Origin of the sequence: Ewingella americana ATCC 33852 (genome assembly GCF_000735345.1) — a bacterium.
GTDB classification, from domain to species: domain Bacteria; phylum Pseudomonadota; class Gammaproteobacteria; order Enterobacterales; family Enterobacteriaceae; genus Ewingella; species Ewingella americana.
This window is the reverse complement of the sequence record NZ_JMPJ01000076.1, coordinates 83121-100907: the sequence shown is the minus strand read 5'-3', so window position 1 is coordinate 100907 and position 17787 is coordinate 83121. Positions and strand designations below refer to the sequence as shown.

The window sequence follows — 17787 nt, the reverse complement described above, 5'->3', positions numbered from 1 at the left end:
GGCTAACGCTCACATTCAAAAGCAAAATATAAGCTACAACTTATAACATCAATCTTCCACTGCATAGTAAATAGACGAAACGTGAGATGCGATTTAGGCGGGAAAGCAGAATTACGAGGAAATAACTGGAGTTATATTGCTGATATTTAACCCATTCCCAATAAGACTTGGAAATGGGTTTAGGCATCAAACCTTACAGCACGTCAGCAAACAGTTGGTACATTTGAGCGAAGGCGCGGTGGGTGACTTTCTCATTGTACTGGCTCATGCCGGGAACGTTGGCGGTTGGGTCGGTGAAGGAGTGAACCGCGCCGCCGTAGTTAATGAGCTGCCAATCAACGTTGTGACCTTTCATCTCTTCGACAAAGCCAGAAATTTGCTCTGCTGGGATCAATGGGTCTTCTGCGCCGTTCAACACCAGTACGGAGCCGCTGATGTTCTTCGCGCCGTCGGTGTCCTTGGTGTCTAATCCACCGTGGAAGGTCACGAAGGCGTTGAGTTTTGCGCCGCTGCGGGCCAGTTCGAGCACGCAGTGGCCGCCGAAGCAGAACCCGATCGCGGCTACTTTCGCCACGTTCACTGGCGCATGTTGTTGCGCCAGCAGCGCGTCCAGCGCGCCTTGCATGCGTTGGCGCTCGGCGGGCTGGTCTTTTACTGCCATCATCGCCGCGGCGGCTTCATCACCATTGGTCGGGCGAACTTTCGCGCCGTACAGGTCAGCGACAAACACCACATAGCCTTTTTCAGCCACGGATTTCGCGGCGTCGATAGCCACATCGGCCACGCCCATCCAATTTGGCGCTAACAGAACGGCCGGCTGGTTTTTGGCCCCTTTTGGGAACAGCAGACAGCCCTGAAAATCCTGCCCTGCAACCTGATAATCGACATACTCAACGTTGATATTGCTCATTCACGACTCCAATAGATTTTGGTTTGGTTATCATTAAAAACTATCTCGCCATAAATGTATCAGTCAAATTGCGTATAAATATGAATGTCATACAGAATTTCGATGATGATGAAGTTCCCAACCCTTCTCCCCCGCCACCAGCCAATGGGTAAGCCCAAGCTGCGCCAGAAACGCCTCGTCGTGCGACACCACCAGCAGCGTTCCCTGATACTGATTGAGCAGCGCCTCGAGCGCAGCCAGAGAGGGAAGATCCAGATGGTTGCTCGGCTCATCGAGCAGCAGGCAATCGGCGGGTGGGTCGGCATAAATCACCTTAGCCAGCGCGGCTTTGAGCTGCTCGCCGCCGCTGAGTTGCGCGCAGGGCAGCAGCACCCGGCTAGCGTCTAGTCCTAACTGGGCAAGCTGCATACGCAGCTGAGATTTCCCGGCGATGCTATTCACCTCAAGTAACTGCTCGAGGATCGTTTGGTGTGGATTAAGGCTGGAGAGCTGCTGGTCGAGATAAGCCATGTTCGCCCATGCCTCGCGCAGTCCGGAAACCGTCGGCAGCACGCCCGACAGCACTTTTAGCAGGGTCGATTTACCACAGCCATTGGGGCCTACCACGCCAATTCGCTGGCCGCCGCTAATGGCCAAGGTTATCTGGTCGAATGGCGGTGTGACAAAGGGCAGTGTGACCTCGGTCAGTGCCGCCACCTTTTGAGCAGTAGCAGTCGTGAGCGAGCCGGAGTGCATGGCGATATGCGCCGCCGTCTCGAGGTGCTTCGCCGCCTCTTGGACCTGCTGGCTGAGCTGCACTCGCGCTTCAAGTTGCTGCTTGTGTAACTTACCCGCCGAAGCCTCGCTGCGCCCTTTCTGCCTCCCCAGCAATATCTTGGCTTGATTGGCCTCTTTGCCACGGCGATCGCCGCGTGACTGGCGTTTCTCGAGCTTTTCACGCTGATCGCGCAAAGCCAATTCCTCCCGTTTTCGCTCGACTTTGAGCCTCTCCAGCTTCTGCGCTGCGGCGGCCGTCTCCTGTGCTTTCGCCTGCTGGTAAAAGGCGTAATTGCCGCCATAGCTGCGCAACCCTAGTGAAGACAACTCGACAATGCGCGCCATCTGCTGCAGCAGCGCGCGGTCGTGGCTTATCACCACTAAGCCGCCGGTCCAGTTTTGCAATTGTTGCATCAGCGCACGTCGGCTGGGGCCGTCGAGGTGATTGGTCGGCTCATCAAGAATGAGGAAATCGGCGTCAGAAAGCGTCGCGCCAATCAGCGCCACGCGCATCGCTTCACCGCCGCTGAGCTGGCTGACCGGCGATTCCGGCGTGAGATAGCCCAATCCGGCATCTTCCAACTGGGTTTGCAGCCGCTGACGGATATCCCAGTCATCCCCGACCTGCTCGAAATCGCTCGGGCTGACACTCCCCGCCTCAATACGTTGTAACGCGGCAAGGGTGCTGGCAACGCCCGCCAGCGCCGCGACGTGGGGATATTTTTCAGGAGTAAGATGTTGCGCCAGATACCTAACTTTACCGGCGCTATTGCACTGTCCGGAAGAAGGTGCGAGCAGCCCGGCCAATAGCTGCGCCAACAGGCTTTTGCCCACACCATTACGCCCCACCAGCCCGGTGTGGCGACCATCAAATTGCTCGGTGAGATCAGTGAACAGCGGCGTGCCGTTGGGTAAAACCAAAGAGACGCGGTCCAGCGTCAGAATAGGATTCGTCATGCGATAACCTTAAAATTAATGCACCAAAACAACTCCACGGAGGAGCTGCAAGAGAGCCGCCGAGGGTGGCGGTGGGCATTAATTGCGCATTGGACGAATACCTCATTGAGATGTGAAAAGACCGGGTGACTATAAAACAGCCGGTTTTCGGCTGTCAAATCTCCCGGTCAATTTTGTGGTTTTTACAGCTCGGCGGCGCCGGGGTTATCAAAGCCAACCCGTCCGACAAACGGCAGGCGCAGCGCCGGAGATTTGATGTCTACGCCGAGGTTCAGCCCCAGCAGGTTGACTTCAACCCCCTCTTCGACACCCAGCGTAAAGCCGAGAACGCCGAGCACCGAGACCTGAAGGCCGCGCCCGGACGGCGGCAAGCCTATCGGGTTAGTCAGCCCACGGTAGTCTTTGCCGATGGCGTTAGAGGGCATATCCAGCTTAAGCCCCGGCACTTCGCGACCGATATGCGCCATGAAGGTGTTGCTGTTTGGCCCCGGCCACGCGTGATAGGTGTGCGGATAAGGATAGCTCTTTATCGCCGCCTCAATCTGCGGGATCAGCGTTTCGGCCAGCTCGCCACGGCGGTCCGCCAGCAGCTTAGGTTTTGAGCCAAACCAGTAGCCGTCGGGAATAGCGTAATCGCGGCGAACCACGTTATTGCTGCCCCAGCTCACCACGTCATAACGGGTGAACTGGGTGTCTCCCGCCCGTTTGTAGATGATCCACGGATGCACCGCCACCAGCCCGCGCCAGCCATAGGTCGGCGCGGCGTAAATCTGGACAATGGCGGTACTTTTCAGCGCTACCGGATTGGGAGCAATACCCGCAGAATCACGGCGCGCGGTTGACCAATCGCCACCCACGGCCTGCTGCTCTTTGCTCTGCGAGCTTTTAACGTAACTGCATCCCAACGACAGAAACAGGATGCAGACAATGCACAGGGGAACCCATTTAATCGCCATCATGCCTTATGTACCTGTGGAAGCTAGCCCGCGCCCTGCGGGAAAATCAGCCTGATAAATTATCACATGTACCCGCCGACGCTATGGCTCATCCTGCTGTTTAGCACGTTCGGCTCGGGCGAGCTGCCGCCCCTGACGCCAGTTCAGCAGCGGGGTGACGGTCAATCCGTGCACCAGCACGCTGGCAACAATCAGGGTAAACGCGATATCACCCATGCGTTCCGCCTCCGCGCCGCCAATGCCGTGGGTGTAGGCGTAGGCGATGTAGTTAATGCTGCCGATGCCTCGGATCCCCAGCCAGCCAATCATCAGCCGCCGGGCGCGCGGCGCGCCGCTGCCGATAGTCGCCAGATAGACCGACAGCGGGCGGATCACCACAAACAAAATCGCCGCCATCAGCAGCCCTGACGGGTCCCAATGCTGGGAAAGGGTAATGCCCAGCACCACGATAATGGCGGCGGCGAACAGCCGCTCGATGGTATCGCCGAAGGAGAGCGCGTCGCCCACCATCAGCCCAACCGACTTGGCCGGGCCGCCGTCAGAGAACGAGTGGCGAATGTGCGGATTGACCAGCTCTTCGGCGGGGCGATAGCGCTGGTCATCATCCATATTCTCCGGCGGATGCAGGTTCACAATGCGCAGTTCGGCAGCGCGCAGTCCGACCCCGGCGGCGAAAGCCGCGAGGAAGCCCGAGGCGTCGACGCTTTGTGCTGCCGCATAGCTCAGGGCAATCAATGAGAGCGCGATAAAGTCACTCGGCGCGATGTCGCCCTGTACGCTTCTCAGGCGCGTGGCGAGCAGGCCAATCAAGCGCCCCAGCAGATAGCCAATGCCCAAGCCACCGAGCAGCGCCCACAGCACGTCCACCAAGGCCCAGTGGCCGATTTGCAGCCAGCTGAGAGGCTCGGGGGAATTCATAATCAGCAGCGCCAGCATCAAAATCGGCAGGGCTGAACCGTCATTCATGCCCGCCTCGCTGGATAACGAGACGCGCAGATTGTCGTCATCGCTGGCGTTATTCACTGAAATCAGGCTCGCCAGCACCGGATCGGTAGGCGCGACGATGGCCCCGAGCGCCAGCGATATCGGCCAAGACAGGCCAAACAGGTAGTGCGCCACCAGCATCACGCCCGCGACGGTTATCAGCATGCCGGGAAACGCCAGCCTGACGCCCATTCGCCAACCGTGATTACGAAACGGCATACGCAGCTTCAAGCCGGTGATAAATAGCGAGGCCGCCATGGCGATTTCAGTCAGTCGGCCGGTGAGTTCTGAATGCTCCACCATATCCACGTGCAGCAAATCCAGCACCCACGGGCCGCAGGCTACGCCAGCGGCAAGGTACAGACCAAAGGTTGTCACCGGGCTGCGATGGATCCAGCCCGATGCCAATGACATTAGCAACAGCAGTCCACCCACGGCCGCTGTCCATCCTAGAAAACTCATGGACTCCTCCAGTAAAAGCGGGGTTGAGTGAAATTTTTGAAATTTGAAGGGGATACAAAAAGGTTAGACTAAATAACAGATTCCTCAATATAATCAGATTATTCATAAACCAACGTTATATAAGGAGGATTGCCATGCTGACCCGTGAAATGTTTTTCATTTCGCTCGTCCTTAGCGATCGTCGCTGCTCAAGCGTTACCGGTATCGTGCTGCGATAACCTGCTTGAGCGAAGCTAACTAACAACCTGAGAACTTCCCTCCGGCTTACCGGTTATCGTCAGCGATTTTTGACGATAGGCATCTCTATGCCTAAAAATCTGAGTAAGCATCATGAGCACACTACTTTCCGCACAATCTGTCGGCTACGACAACTCCTTCGGCCCATTGCTGGCTGAGATCACCTTTAGCCTAAAAAAAGGCGACCGCATTGGCCTGATTGGACACAACGGCTGCGGCAAAAGCACCCTACTGAAGCTCCTCAGCGGCGCACTTTCCGCCAGCTCCGGCAGCATCACCCTTGCCAGTCACTGTTTGATGGCCACCGTCGAGCAGCACTTGCCCGCCATCTTGCAGCACTCCACCTTGCTTGACGCGGTACTTAACCATTTGCCGGACAGCCTGCATCAGCCCGAACGTTGGCAAGCCGAAGTGCTGCTCGCCACGCTGGGCTTTGATGAATCGGCGTGGGAGCTGACGGCGGGAACCCTCAGCGGCGGGCAGCATACTCGCCTGATGCTGGCCCGCGCGCTGATCCGCCAGCCGGATTTACTGCTGCTGGATGAGCCGAGCAACCACTTGGACCTGCCCACGCTGCTGTGGCTCGAGCAGTTTCTGCAAAACTGGGGCGGCAGCTTTGTGCTGGTTTCCCACGACCGCAGCCTGCTGGACAGCGTCACTAACTGCACCTGGATCCTGCGCGACAAAACTCTGCAATTCATACGTTTACCTTGCACTCAGGCACGTCAGGCCCTTGAAGAGAAAGACGCCGCCGATGCTCATCGCCATCAGGCCGAACAGAAGGAGATTGACCGCGTGGCGAAAAGCGCCAAACGGTTAGCCATCTGGGGCAGCGTGTATGACAACGAGAAGCTGGCGCGCAAGGCTAAGCAAATGGAGAAGCAGGTCGATCGGATGAAGGATGATCAGACTCAGCTCACCGCTGGCAACCAGTGGCAGTTGAAGTTGACGGGTGAAGCCCTGCCCGCCGACCGGGTTTTGGCGCTAACAGACCTGAAAGTTCGCCCAGACCAAGCTGCACCGGTGCTGTTCGAGCTGGACGAAATCCGCGTAAAAAGTGGCGATCGCGTGGCGCTGGTGGGCCGCAACGGTTGCGGAAAATCCTCCCTGCTCCGCAGTCTGTGGCACGCCTTCGAACAGCCCGAAAACCCGCAGCCGGGGATGGTTTTCCACCCTAAGGTGCAGATGGGTTATTACGACCAGAGCCTGCACCAGCTGCGTGACGATGACTCGCTGAGCGACGCGCTGGCTCCTTTCGCCCCTCTGACCGAGGACCAGCGAAAAATGGCGCTGATTGGTGCGGGTTTCCCCTATCTTCGCCACCAGCAAAAGGTCAGCACCCTCAGCGGCGGCGAGCGTTCGCGCCTGCTGTTTATCGGCCTGACGCTGGCAAACTACTCGCTGCTATTGCTCGATGAGCCGACCAACCATCTGGATATGGAAGGCAAAGAGGAGCTAGCCGAAACGCTGAAAACCTTCGAGGGCGCGGTGCTACTGGTTTCCCACGACCGCACCTTGATTGAGCAGAGCTGCAACCGTTTCTGGCTTATTCACCAGCAGCGTTTAGAGGAGTGGCACGATCTGGCCCCTGTCTACGCCATCTTGGCGGACAAGCCGGTGCCAGTGACAAGTGCGAGTGATGATGAAAAACCAGAGGCGACGCCTCTCAAACCAGACAGCGAGGAAGAGCGCCTGCTTGCAACCCTAGTCGAACTCGAAACCAAGCTGGCCGAGGATTTGGCCCGCAAACCCAAGCATCAAAAACCCGCCCTACAGCGGGAATGGCAACAGCAAATCGAGCAGTTAAATCAGTTGTTAGATTTGGCGTAAACGGAGGGCCGCAGGGATGCGGCCTGACTTCGGGATGGGGATAAGGAGAAAGTTATCTCTACAGGAAGGACTTAAAAATGCGTCCTTCTTGTAGACTTAATGCAAGTCAGTCAATCACATCTTGGCGCTCAATCATAATCCCTTTTCATGCTGTGCCAGCTTGGTGCGGTACAGGAACTGTAGTGGTTTACTGAATTTGGCCACCTGAACAGAGGTGATATGCTCACCTCAGAACAACACAGGTGCTCCAATAAAAAGAAGAAATTTTAGTCCTGAATTCAAACGCGAGTCCGCTCAGTTGGTTGTCGATCAAAACTACACCGTCTCTGATGCCGCAAAGGCTATGGATGTCGGTCTTTCCACGATGACAAAATGGGTCAAGCAACTGCGTGAAGAGCGTCAGGGCAAAACACCAAAATCCTCTCCGATTACACCGGAACAAATCGAAATACGTGAGCTGAAGAAAAATCTACAAAGTATTGAAATGGAAAACGAAATATTAAAAAAGCTACCGCGCTCTTGATGTCAGACTCCCTGAACAGTTCTCGATAATCGGGAAACTCAGAGCGCGTTATCCTGTGGCCACCCTCTGCCATGTGTTTGGGGTTCATCGCAGCAGCTATAAACACTGGAAAAACCGTCCTGAAAAACCAGACGGCAGACGGGCTGCGTTACGAAGTCAGGTACTTGAGCTGCATGGCATCAGCCACGGTTCGGCCGGAGCAAGAAGCATCGCCACAATGGCAACGCAGAGAGGCTACCAGATGGGGCGCTGGCTTGCTGGCAGGCTCATGAAAGAACTGGGGCTGGTCAGTTGCCAGCAAACGATTCACCAGTATAAGCATGGCGGTCATGAACACGTTGCTATACCGGCACGATGACCTTACCTCAAGAAGGTGATTCGATTGATTCATCATAAATTTTATTGTGTAAGGGGGGTATTTTCGTATAAACCTCAACCTGTGAAATGTCAGCGGCCTCAGAGTAATCAGGACAAGAAGAACGCCCAGCGTTATCCGGCTCGGATGATTGTCAGCTGAAAGCCAAAGATGTCGTCAGCCTTGGGGATACAGAAGGTCAAACGTCTCGCTCATGCATCGTCATTAAACCTGACACCAAGGCCGTACAGGTTCAGGTGGGGTTAGCAAGCGGCTCTGTAAGTGAACGTTGGACCGTGGTGCATTCCGGTGAAAGCACGCTGTTACAGCGTGCAGACGGCAGCTATGTTGAATATGCGCGTGACTGACCTTTGGGTGGCCAGAACTATTCTTCTGGCCGATTTGGCAGTAACTTAACCGCTATATAGACGACTAAAATTGATAATCCGATGGCAATAAACCGCTCGTGCCATGTTTCATAATGGAAAAACCAATAGCAGCAGACGACGACAAGCAAACCACCCAACAATGAAACGCCGGTCTCAAGAATAGTGTGAAACACTCGCCGCCACAGGCTCAATTTTTGAGGTTCATCTCTTCGCATTAATTTAACTCTCGACTATCTTAAGTATCCGTTCAAAAGTCGGTTGTCCCTGTATTGTGCGAAAATTAAACGCTTCAATAAAATGATTGAGGGCGGTTTCTAAAATTAAGAAACAATGTCAGTCCACGTTAAGAATTTTTTAGCGGCATTAGATTATCGCCGATCGGCCTTTGCAGCTATAAGGTAAGTAAGTCCGTAAACCACCAATCCGGCGATTAGTACCAGTAACGGGGCAATGATGCGCATAGCTCCTTCATTAAGCGTAGCGGCCAGAAAAATCCCTATAACAACGGCCATGAGCACAAGCCCGCCTGATACTTCAGCTATCAGCTTTCGAACCAGCCTAATAATTTTCGATAGCATTGATGAACTCCTGTGAAGCAGAGGGATTTTTGCGCAACGTTTCCCCCATTTGGATAAAGTTTTGAAGCGGCTCTTCAAAGAAAAAGTAAAGCATGTCGTAATCATTCAGTCTGAGTTTTTGCCATAACTGAGGGTTTTGCAACTGCAAACGCCTTGATGCTTCACAAGCGCGCGAGATCACCCCTTGAGCCACCACGCCGCCGGTCATGACTCCGGTTAACCCACGCAAGGCAATCCGGGAAATAAAAGACAGCATCACTCCACTGACCACCTTTGATCCCAGATATGAAGACAGCGCAAGCTGGGTTGATGTTCGGCTGGTCATCGATGTGGCACCGCCGATCAGTTTGTCGTATAACTTCTGTAACACTGGCTCCGGCAAATTTTTGAGCGAGTCATCAATAATGATTTTTGCGATTTTGGTTATTTCATTTCTGTCTCTGAAAGCTTTGCTGATAGCCCGTCCGACGCGAATATCGTCCTGCATATTGCGATTCTGTATCCGGCGACCACCATCCGAAAGATCCAGATCCTGAAAAGTGCGTTCAAGGCCCAGATAAAAATCCATGGGCACCGATATAACGCCCGACATTACCGACCGGGCCAGCATAGTAGCGTTCATTCCCTTTATCCTTTTGGGTAAGCAGAAGCTTAGTTTTTCAGTTCAAATTTAGATCTGAGTGATTCGGCGTCGAAATTTCACTACAGCCTAAGATTGGCAATTCACAGCCATATTTCCGGCCAACACGTCGCCCAATTTCCATATAACTCTGTGTTATCACTGCTTAACACAAAACTAATTTATATTTTAGGGACTGCCAGCTATTAGGACAAACTTTAAGCCAATGGATTTTCTTATGCCGCGTGGCGGCATGGAGGCGACAGACATGGGCAGAGAGAACGCCGAGTCTTAACGTCGCCGGCGACGCGGCGTAGCCGCCCTGAATTGTAGTGGTTAACCTTTTGAGTAACCCTGCCTCTGACAAGCAAAAAAGGATGTCATAATGCAGCAGTTCTTTTTCAACAACAGGCCGAAGAGCAGCTAGCCCTTCTTGTTGAATTATCCCAGCGACCAAAAAGTCAAAATCTATGCGCTTAGCCATATTCCCTCTCCGTGGTATCCATTAAGTGTGTATTCCTTCCCACACGCAGTAAGTCCCGTACAGCTGTCTCTTTCTTGGCAAATTTGATTGGGGATTTTGTCTCTACCGTGCCGGACAGGATGTCGTTCACCGAGCGCTCTGTATGCGTCAACTCAATGACGCCCCACGGCGTTTCATACTCGCCAGAACGTCCCGTGGTCATGGCCGTTAAACGCCCCATCGGAATCTGTGAAATAACGCCATATTGCGAAAGCGCAGATTCAAGACTCACATAGCTGTACTCGCCGCGTCGCATGGCCTTAACAATGTGCTCGAGGATATAGCTGTCTTTCGCGCCACGCTCATAAACATATACCCCCTTAACTGCGCGAGTAAGGATCTGTTTATCGACCAGACGTTTGATTGATTCCTTTAAGGCTCGGGGGGATTCTTCTGGGAAGATTTTTTCGAAGTCACGCAACTGGAAGACATAACGCCCATTGCGGCTGAACTCGTCGAGCTTGGCGATAGCAGTCAGTTTATCCATTGCATTTATCTCTACAATAAAGACTTAAAAATGAGTCTTTATTGTACACTTAATTCAAAGACAGGCAATTATCTCTACAGAAAAGACACGTTTATAAGTCCTTACTGTAGAGATAATAAAAAGCCTTAGTGCCGTGACGCCCGACCCGTCAGCCCCAAAATGGTCTCCACTAACTCATTTTTAGCCTCTTCGGCGCTGATTTGTTGGCCGCCACTCACCAGCAAGCCGAATCACTGTGCGCATAATGGCTCATTTGCCTTAAACAAAACCCGCTTTACCCCCTTATTCCTGCGTTTGATTGCCAGCGGCTGACGGTAAAATCACCACAATCGCCGATAGAGCATTATTTTCTGCCGCTGGCACCTCTTCAAGCACCTCCAATACGGGGCAATTTTTGCGTGGCAAAATCATTTTTACGCAGTGGAAGTTTGGACGATATTCAGGCACTTGGTGAAAACGGCCAGCCGGTTTATGCCTCTGCACTCCAGATCCGCGAAACATTACGTCTTCGCAAGCAGCAGTCGATTGCCGACGTGCTGGCCATTCCCCAACCCAACGAAGCGGGCGACCGCATTGACTGGTATTCCCCTATTGCGGGCAAAGTCACCTCGTGGTTATCCGCCAGCGACAGCGAGCGCGCCTCGGCCATTACCCAGCTCGAACAGTGCCGCGCCGTGGTACAGACGCTGTGTCAGGCGGCGTTGAAGTCCACTAAGCCGGGCCAACAGCTGTTTGGCACCTTGCTGGCGAAAGCCATTCAATTTCCAGATCAAAACCATGTCTATCTGGTGGATGGCAGACCCGTTCTGACCTTCTGGGGCTTTGTCCATCTGGACAAAAAATCCCGCATTGATGCCCTTGATTGCCTGCGCCCGCCGGTGTTTAAACCTGAAAGCTCGCTGGTTGACCTGCCGTTGCCGACCATCAAACGCACTGAGCCTTTGCCGCCACTGGTGGAGCCTAAACCTCAGGTTGAAGTTAAACCGCAGCCAGAAGCCGCGCCTGCCGCCGCCGCAAAAAGCCCGGCCAATCGCGGCTGGCTGCGGTTCTGGTGGCTGATCCCCGGTGCGGCGCTGGCCGCCACGCTGGTGATGCAATTTACCGGCGCATTTGCCCCCGCAGAGCACCCAGCTCCGGTGGCTCCGACAGTTACCGAGAAGCGCGCCCTGCCTGCCAGCGATGCTCCGGTGGTCACCGCCAAGGCCATTGAGCCAAAACCTGTCGTTGAAGATAAAGTGGAAGATAAACCGGCTGCCGTGGTCGCAACACCGGCGCCGCAAGTTATTCCCGCTAAAGCCACCGAGTTGCCATTGGCTCCCGCCGTCGCCACGCCGCCAGTGGTGGAACCGGCTCCGGCTCCTGCCCCTGTGGCAGCCACACCGGCAGCGCCGGATGATAAAAACGCGCTGACCATGCCGTCAGACGCCGTCAAAGTCGGCTCCACCAAGTTCCTTAATGGCAACTGGCGCGTGGTGCTGGACATTAAAACCCCGGTCACCGGCAAGCCGCCGAGCCTGAAATACCAAATCAAAAACGGTAAAGGCACGGCCAAAATCCAATATGGCGACGGCATGAGCTGCAAAGCAGACGTCAGCGCCGGTCTGATGAGTTCAGGAAATCTGGTGATCAACAGTCGATTTAAAGCCAAATGTAGCGATGGTTCGAGGTATCAAATGCCAGAGATTGTCTGTACTCAACCTCTGAACGGTACCGCAGATTGTAAAGGCCGCTACGATGCCAACACCGTCATCCCAATGACCATGAAGCGCGAGGGGAAATAACCGATGCTGGCATCTATTCCTGATTACAAACAGCGTATTACGCTGATTAAGAACAGCGGGATCCAGTTTTTGGACTTCGCCCTTACGCCGCAGATTGATGAAGATCTGCCGTCCAAATTTGTGCGCAAAAGTGCCAATGGCCCGCTGCTGCGCCTCGACCACGACCCGCTGACCGGCAAATACTCCTTGCCGGTGCCGGGGGCGCAGGTTGAAGTGGTGCGCCCGGAATCGAGTATTTCGCTGGCCCAGTCTCTCGCGCTGCTGGAGAAAATTTGGCTGCCGCTGCCTTTCCTGCGCTTTACCCCGCCGCGCAATTTCTCCGGCGGCCCGGATAACTGGGCGCGGATGCAGGTGATTGCGCTGGATAAGCCGGATAACGAAGGCCACACCCATCGCATCATTTTGGCTTTCGATACCAAGGTTGCTGCTGACGCGGCTGAAGTGGAAGAAGGCCAACAGCCCGAGCAGCTGACGCCAAACGATAACGACATCAAGACCGGCAGCAGCTTTGCGCTGGCTTTTTATAATGATGAGCTGAGTGACTTCCTCGACCTGACGTGGGTCGACGGCTGGCTGCGCGAGGTATTTAGCCAACAGGCGATTCAGCGCGAAAACCGCAATCCGCGTGATATCAAATCCGCGCTGCGCGAGTTTGAGTATCAGGCGCACTACCTGAATCTGCTGGAAATGCTCGGCACCCAGCTGTCTATTCCTGAAATCAAAATCAGCACCAGCACCCTGCAAGAACCGGCGATCAATGTGGATCTGATTCTGGACGTCGGCAACTCGCACACCTGCGGGATTTTGGTGGAAGAGAGCCCGGACGAAAGCAACGGGCTGAAGCAGACTTATGAGCTGCAAATTCGTGACTTGAGCCAGCCCCACCAGCTCTACAACGAACTGTTCGAAAGCCGCATTGAGTTCGCCGAAGCCCATTTCGGCAAGCAGAACTTCTCGGTGGAAAGTGGCCGCGACGACGCCTTTGCATGGCCTTCCATCGTGCGCGTCGGGCGTGAAGCCAGCCGCATGGCGCTGACGCGTCAAGGTACCGAAGGCTCTACCGGGCTTTCTAGCCCGCGCCGCTACCTGTGGGATGAAGAGAGCTACGCCCCGGGCTGGCGATTTAGCCAGAGCAGCGGGCGTTCCGCGCAGGAGCCAGCGGCCACTGCGCTGCCGCAAACTTATCTGTTCAATGATGAAGGCCAGCCGCTGTTTACCGTGCCGGTGGACGAACGCCTGCCGGTGTTCTCGCCGCACTACAGCCGCAGCTCAATCATGACCTTTATGCTCTCCGAGCTGCTGGCGCAGGCGCTGATGCAAATCAACAGCGCCGCGCAGCGGATGAAAATGATCCACTCGGGAGCGCCGCGCCAGCTGCGCAATATCATCCTGACGCTGCCTTCGGCGATGCCAAAACCGGAGCGCGAGATCTTCCGCCGCCGCATGCTCGAAGCCATTGGCGTGGTGTGGAAAGCCATGGGCTGGCACCCGGCCGATGAAGAGTTCGCCACGGCAAGCCAGCGCGCGCTAAGTCAGGTTCCGGTGCCAGAGGTGCAGATGGAGTGGGACGAAGCCACCTGCGGCCAAATGGTCTACTTATATAATGAATCGCAGGTGAATTTTGCCGGGCGCACCGAGGCGTTCTTTGCCAGCATGGCGCGCCCGGACAAAGAGCTCGCCGAGGGGGAAACCGTCGGCAAAACCCTGCGCATCGCCTCCATTGATATTGGCGGCGGCACCACCGACTTGGCTATCACTCAGTATTGGCTGGACGACGGCGTGGGCAATAACGTGAAAATCCTTCCACGTTTACTGTTCCGCGAAGGCTTTAAAGTGGCGGGAGATGACATCCTGCTCGACGTGATCCAGCTCTACGTGCTGCCTGCGCTGCAAGGCGCGCTGAAGAAAGCCGGTATCGCCAACCCCGAGCCGCTGATGGATAAGCTGTTCGGCCACGAAGGCCGGATGGACGGCCTGTCGATTCTGCGCCAGCAGGTGACTTTGCAGATCTTCATGCCGGTAGGCCGCGCGATCCTCGAAGCCTATGAAAGCTTCGACCCGTTAGACACCAGCGCCGAAATCGAAACGCGCTTCAGTGACCTGCTCGAGCAGCTGCCGACACAAAAAGTCCGCGACCACATTAATAGCGAAGTGCAGCGCGAACTGCGCAACGACGCCGCGCCGTTCGACATTCTACAAGTGCCGTTAATCCTCAATCTGAGCAAGCTGCACGCCGAGTTTTTGTCGCCGCGCATGCACATTACCCAGCAGCTGCGCTCGCTGTGCGAAGTGGTGGCGCTTTACTCGTGTGACGTGCTGCTGCTGACCGGCCGCCCTTCCCGCTTCCCGGGCATTCAGGCGCTGTTCCGCCTGCTTCAGCCGTTACCGGCCAACCGCATTTTGTCCCTTGATGGCTATCACACCAGCGATTGGTATCCGTTTAACAAGTTAGGCCGCATTGAGAACCCGAAATCCACCGCCGCGGTGGGCGCGATGCTCTGCCTGCTGTCGCTGGACCTGCGACTCAACAGCTTCTATTTCAAAGCCGGGGATTTCCAGCCGTACTCGACCATTCGCTATCTCGGCATGCTCGACAGCAATAATGCGCTGACCGGGGAGAACGTTTATTACAGCGATATTGACCTCGACCAGCCTGATTTCCAGCTCAGCCAAGAGGTGAGTTTCCAGATGCGCGGCCCGCTGTGCCTAGGTTTCCGCCAGTTGGATAATGACCGCTGGCCCGCCTCGCCGCTCTATACCTTGTCGATTAACGACCATAAGCTGGCGCGACGCATTGCCGGTGATAACGTGCTGACGCTGAAGCTTAAAGTCAGCAAACAGGGCGATGGCGACAGCCCGGAGCAGGTGGAAATTGCCCAAGCGGCGCTTCAGGACGGCACGCCGGTGCCAATCGACCATCTGCGACTGAAATTGAACACGCTGGCGGCCAGTGGCTCAGGTGCCACTCATTACTGGATCGACAGCGGGAGCGTATTTAAGAAATGACTTCTACCCATTCCGAACTTCTCAGCAGCCAGCTGACCCATGTCGCCAACGGCGTGGCCCAGGCCATGCAGTGGATTGAGAGCAACCGCTCGCAGTCGCCGCGCCTGAATATGGAAGCCGACCGCCTGAAGCTGAAGCTGCGCCGCCAGCGCCACAAGGCAGAGAATCTTGCCATCTCAGCATCACAGAATCCTGGGATTGGGCTTTATGGTTACTCGCAGGCGGGGAAATCTTACCTGCTGAATGCGCTGGCCGCCGGTGAAAACGGCAGGCTGGAAACCCTGCTGGGCGACCGCGTTCTCGACTACTTCAGCCACATCAACCCGAGCAGTCAGGCTAGCACGCTGGTCACTCGCTTTAGCCGCGAGTCCGAAAGCGTGGACTCGCAGTGGCCGGTGCAACTGGCGCTGCTTAACGAAGCCGAGCTAATAAAAATTGCCGCGCTGGATGCCGCCACCCAAGGCCCGCGCGCCGAGTGGGATCAGCAGCAGATCCTCTCTCACCTGCACAGCCTCTCTTTGCATCGCCAGCCGGAAGCCATTGACGGCCTGACTGGCGACGACGTGGTGGCAATCTGGGACATGCTGGCGCGCATGGATGCCAAAGCCGACCGGCTGCGCGCCCTGCACTTCTGGCCAGCGGCGGTAGAGCTGGCTCCTTATCTGGGCATTGACGACCGCGCGCGCCTGTTCTCCATCCTGTGGAACGAAGCCAGCCACGCCACGGCGTTTTATCGCCATTTTGCTCATGTCCTACAACAGCTGGAAGGCGCGACGCAGCTTCTGGCGCCTCTTAGCGTGTTGGTGGATGACCACCTGCTACCGGCCGATGGGATAATGAGTCCGATCACCCTAACCGCCGACTATGAGACAGAATCACGCGGTCAGAGCCTGTCGGTTCGCCCGCTGCATCAGGGCGTAGCCGGGCAGCCGGTTGAGTTTTCACTGGTGGAGTTGACGGTGCTGACCGCCGAGCTGCTGCTGCCATTAATGTCCGCGCCGCAGGAAGCGCTGTTTGAGCAGGTTGACCTGCTGCTGTTCCCGACGCAGGCTGACGCCCGCGAGCTAGGCACCACCCACAGCCTGCTGTCGCCGGGCCTGTTGCACGCTAAAAACGCCGGACTGCTGGAGCGCTACACCGAAAATCAGCAGGTCAATTCGCTGCTCGTGTGTACCGCCGCTGGCAACCGCGACGCGGTGAAAAGCGTCAGCAAGGCGCTGGATAACTGGGTGAAACAGACTCAAGGTGAAAACGCGCAAATCCGCAGCCAGCGCAAGCCGGGCCTGATTTGGGCGCTGACGCCGTTCGACCAGCGAATCACCCACAGCGAGCATTTCGATGAAACCGTGCAGCGCCACGTCGGCACCCCCGGCGATGCTTGGGGCACCATGCTGGCGATGGACAAACGCGGCATTGAACGCATGGCGAGCTGGCTCACCGCCGAGGTGACTCCCGCCAACAAGCAGGCGCGCCTTAGCGAGCAGCGCGACGAGTTGCGCCGCGTGCTGGCCGATAACCTGCTGGGGAGCTGGCTGCCTTCTTCAAACGAGCAAGAGCTAGCCCAGAAGCAGAAAATTGCCGAAAGCTTGCTAAAAGCGCTGCAAACCCGCGCGGGGGTTCATGGCGAACTGCTCGAGCGCCTGCTGCCCGCCCGCGAAGATCTGCGCCGCCTCTACTTGCAGCAGTTCGAGGTTCAGCCCACGGCCAGCGTTACCAGCAGCGGCGCGACTGCCCCAGCTCTGACCGAGACTTTTGGTATTGGGATCAGCATCGACCTGTTCAGCGACGAACCGCTGGATGCGCCGGTCGAGGAGCAGCACGCCAGCCAGCAGCCTGCCGCGGAAACCGACTTCGCACGCCAAACCCAGCACTACTGGATTAACCATCTGCGCGGGCTGCCGGACAATGCGCCGCTGGTGGATCTGCTCGGCATCGGCAAGCCGGGAGTCGAAATGCTGGTGGAAGAGGTGATCACCGCCGGAGTGCGGATGGACGTCGCGGGCATGCTGTCTGGCGTGCTGGAAGAGACTCAGCAATCCGTGGCGGCCAGCGAAAGTCAGGCCGATCGGCAGGTGTCACGCGTGCTGACGGTGATGGGTGACTTTGTGGCTTGGCTCGGCTTCTTGCAGATTGAAGAGTCGCAGCGCCCGGACAGCCGCATTAACCGTGGCCACAAAATCTTCGCCAAGCCGCCGAAAAACTGGAGCAGCTCCCAGCGTTTAACCAAGCTGACGCTGACCCCGGCCAATAACACCGCGTTCTATATTTATGACTGGTTAGTGGCGCTCAATGACGTGATTATCCAAAACGCCGGATATTCCGCCGGACGCGAAATTCCGCTAGTACAGCGCGAGAAGCTGGGAGAGATTTTGCAGCAGATACGCGGCGACTAGCCGGACCCCAGACTGACAAAAGGCCTGCTTTCATCAAGCAG

At 56.1% G+C, this 17787-nt stretch carries 11 protein-coding genes and 1 pseudogene; 5 read left to right on the top strand and 7 right to left on the bottom strand.

The window, feature by feature from the left end:
* Nucleotides 1-193: 193 nt before the first annotated feature.
* From GEAM_RS22020 to GEAM_RS22005, 4 genes are all read right to left on the bottom strand, one after another.
* Nucleotides 194-910, bottom strand: coding sequence for a dienelactone hydrolase family protein (locus tag GEAM_RS22020; RefSeq protein ID WP_034796181.1), 717 nt, complete (start codon nucleotides 908-910; stop codon nucleotides 194-196).
* 87 nt (nucleotides 911-997) lie between these two features.
* Nucleotides 998-2623: an ABC-F family ATP-binding cassette domain-containing protein gene (locus GEAM_RS22015; protein WP_034796180.1), complete on the bottom strand. Its 1626-nt coding sequence runs from the start codon at nucleotides 2621-2623 to the stop codon at nucleotides 998-1000.
* Between the two features lie 182 nt (nucleotides 2624-2805).
* Nucleotides 2806-3582, bottom strand: a complete 777-nt coding sequence (locus GEAM_RS22010) for a DUF3750 domain-containing protein (RefSeq protein WP_034796177.1) — start codon at nucleotides 3580-3582, stop codon at nucleotides 2806-2808.
* 78 nt (nucleotides 3583-3660) lie between these two features.
* Nucleotides 3661-5025, bottom strand: coding sequence for a cation:proton antiporter (locus GEAM_RS22005; RefSeq protein WP_034796175.1), 1365 nt, complete (start codon nucleotides 5023-5025; stop codon nucleotides 3661-3663).
* A 330-nt stretch (nucleotides 5026-5355) separates the two neighbouring features.
* Between GEAM_RS22005 and GEAM_RS22000 the strand changes: the two genes are divergently transcribed.
* Both GEAM_RS22000 and GEAM_RS23040 read left to right on the top strand, forming a co-directional pair.
* Nucleotides 5356-7092 (top strand): ABC-F family ATP-binding cassette domain-containing protein, encoded by a 1737-nt coding sequence (locus GEAM_RS22000; RefSeq protein WP_034796172.1) that lies wholly within the window; start codon nucleotides 5356-5358, stop codon nucleotides 7090-7092.
* Nucleotides 7093-7342: 250 nt separating this feature from the next.
* Nucleotides 7343-7964, top strand: a pseudogene (locus tag GEAM_RS23040) (transposase); the annotation flags it as partial.
* Nucleotides 7965-8917: 953 nt separating this feature from the next.
* On the opposite strand, the gene GEAM_RS21980 reads toward GEAM_RS23040, so the two are convergent.
* The 3 genes from GEAM_RS21980 to abiEi all read right to left on the bottom strand — a co-directional run bounded on the left by GEAM_RS21980 (nucleotide 8918) and on the right by abiEi (nucleotide 10566).
* A complete protein-coding gene (locus GEAM_RS21980) occupies nucleotides 8918-9559 on the bottom strand; it encodes a hypothetical protein (RefSeq protein ID WP_034796166.1) in 642 nt (213 codons plus the stop codon).
* 163 nt (nucleotides 9560-9722) lie between these two features.
* Nucleotides 9723-10040: a hypothetical protein gene (locus GEAM_RS23505; RefSeq protein ID WP_034796164.1), complete on the bottom strand. Its 318-nt coding sequence runs from the start codon at nucleotides 10038-10040 to the stop codon at nucleotides 9723-9725.
* Nucleotides 10033-10566, bottom strand: coding sequence for a type IV toxin-antitoxin system AbiEi family antitoxin (gene abiEi / locus GEAM_RS21970; protein ID WP_034796161.1), 534 nt, complete (start codon nucleotides 10564-10566; stop codon nucleotides 10033-10035). Before abiEi ends, GEAM_RS23505 begins: the two co-directional genes overlap by 8 nt.
* A gap of 398 nt (nucleotides 10567-10964) precedes the next feature.
* Here abiEi and GEAM_RS21965 point away from each other — a divergent pair, with 398 nt between their 5' ends.
* From GEAM_RS21965 to GEAM_RS21955, 3 genes are read left to right on the top strand one after another with little or no spacing between them, the layout of a single operon-like run.
* Nucleotides 10965-12347: an SrfA family protein gene (locus GEAM_RS21965; RefSeq protein ID WP_034796159.1), complete on the top strand. Its 1383-nt coding sequence runs from the start codon at nucleotides 10965-10967 to the stop codon at nucleotides 12345-12347.
* Between the two features lie 3 nt (nucleotides 12348-12350).
* Complete coding sequence (locus GEAM_RS21960; protein WP_034796158.1) at nucleotides 12351-15353, top strand: virulence factor SrfB; 3003 nt, start codon at nucleotides 12351-12353, stop codon at nucleotides 15351-15353.
* On the top strand, nucleotides 15350-17746 hold the full coding sequence (locus GEAM_RS21955; RefSeq protein ID WP_034796157.1) for a virulence factor SrfC family protein: 2397 nt from the start codon (nucleotides 15350-15352) through the stop codon (nucleotides 17744-17746). The genes GEAM_RS21960 and GEAM_RS21955 overlap by 4 nt, the downstream gene beginning before the upstream one ends.
* Nucleotides 17747-17787: the final 41 nt, after the last annotated feature.

What these genes read in the sequence shown, in the direction of transcription:
- GEAM_RS22020 (WP_034796181.1), bottom strand. Translation starts at nt 910, where the DNA reads ATGAGCAATATCAACGTTGAGTATGTCGATTATCAGGTTGCAGGGCAG.
- GEAM_RS22015 (WP_034796180.1), bottom strand. Translation starts at nt 2,623, where the DNA reads ATGACGAATCCTATTCTGACGCTGGACCGCGTCTCTTTGGTTTTACCC.
- GEAM_RS22010 (WP_034796177.1), bottom strand. Translation starts at nt 3,582, where the DNA reads ATGATGGCGATTAAATGGGTTCCCCTGTGCATTGTCTGCATCCTGTTT.
- GEAM_RS22005 (WP_034796175.1), bottom strand. Translation starts at nt 5,025, where the DNA reads ATGAGTTTTCTAGGATGGACAGCGGCCGTGGGTGGACTGCTGTTGCTA.
- GEAM_RS22000 (WP_034796172.1), top strand. Translation starts at nt 5,356, where the DNA reads ATGAGCACACTACTTTCCGCACAATCTGTCGGCTACGACAACTCCTTC.
- GEAM_RS21980 (WP_034796166.1), bottom strand. Translation starts at nt 9,559, where the DNA reads ATGAACGCTACTATGCTGGCCCGGTCGGTAATGTCGGGCGTTATATCG.
- GEAM_RS23505 (WP_034796164.1), bottom strand. Translation starts at nt 10,040, where the DNA reads ATGGCTAAGCGCATAGATTTTGACTTTTTGGTCGCTGGGATAATTCAA.
- abiEi (WP_034796161.1), bottom strand. Translation starts at nt 10,566, where the DNA reads ATGGATAAACTGACTGCTATCGCCAAGCTCGACGAGTTCAGCCGCAAT.
- GEAM_RS21960 (WP_034796158.1), top strand. Translation starts at nt 12,351, where the DNA reads ATGCTGGCATCTATTCCTGATTACAAACAGCGTATTACGCTGATTAAG.
- GEAM_RS21955 (WP_034796157.1), top strand. Translation starts at nt 15,350, where the DNA reads ATGACTTCTACCCATTCCGAACTTCTCAGCAGCCAGCTGACCCATGTC.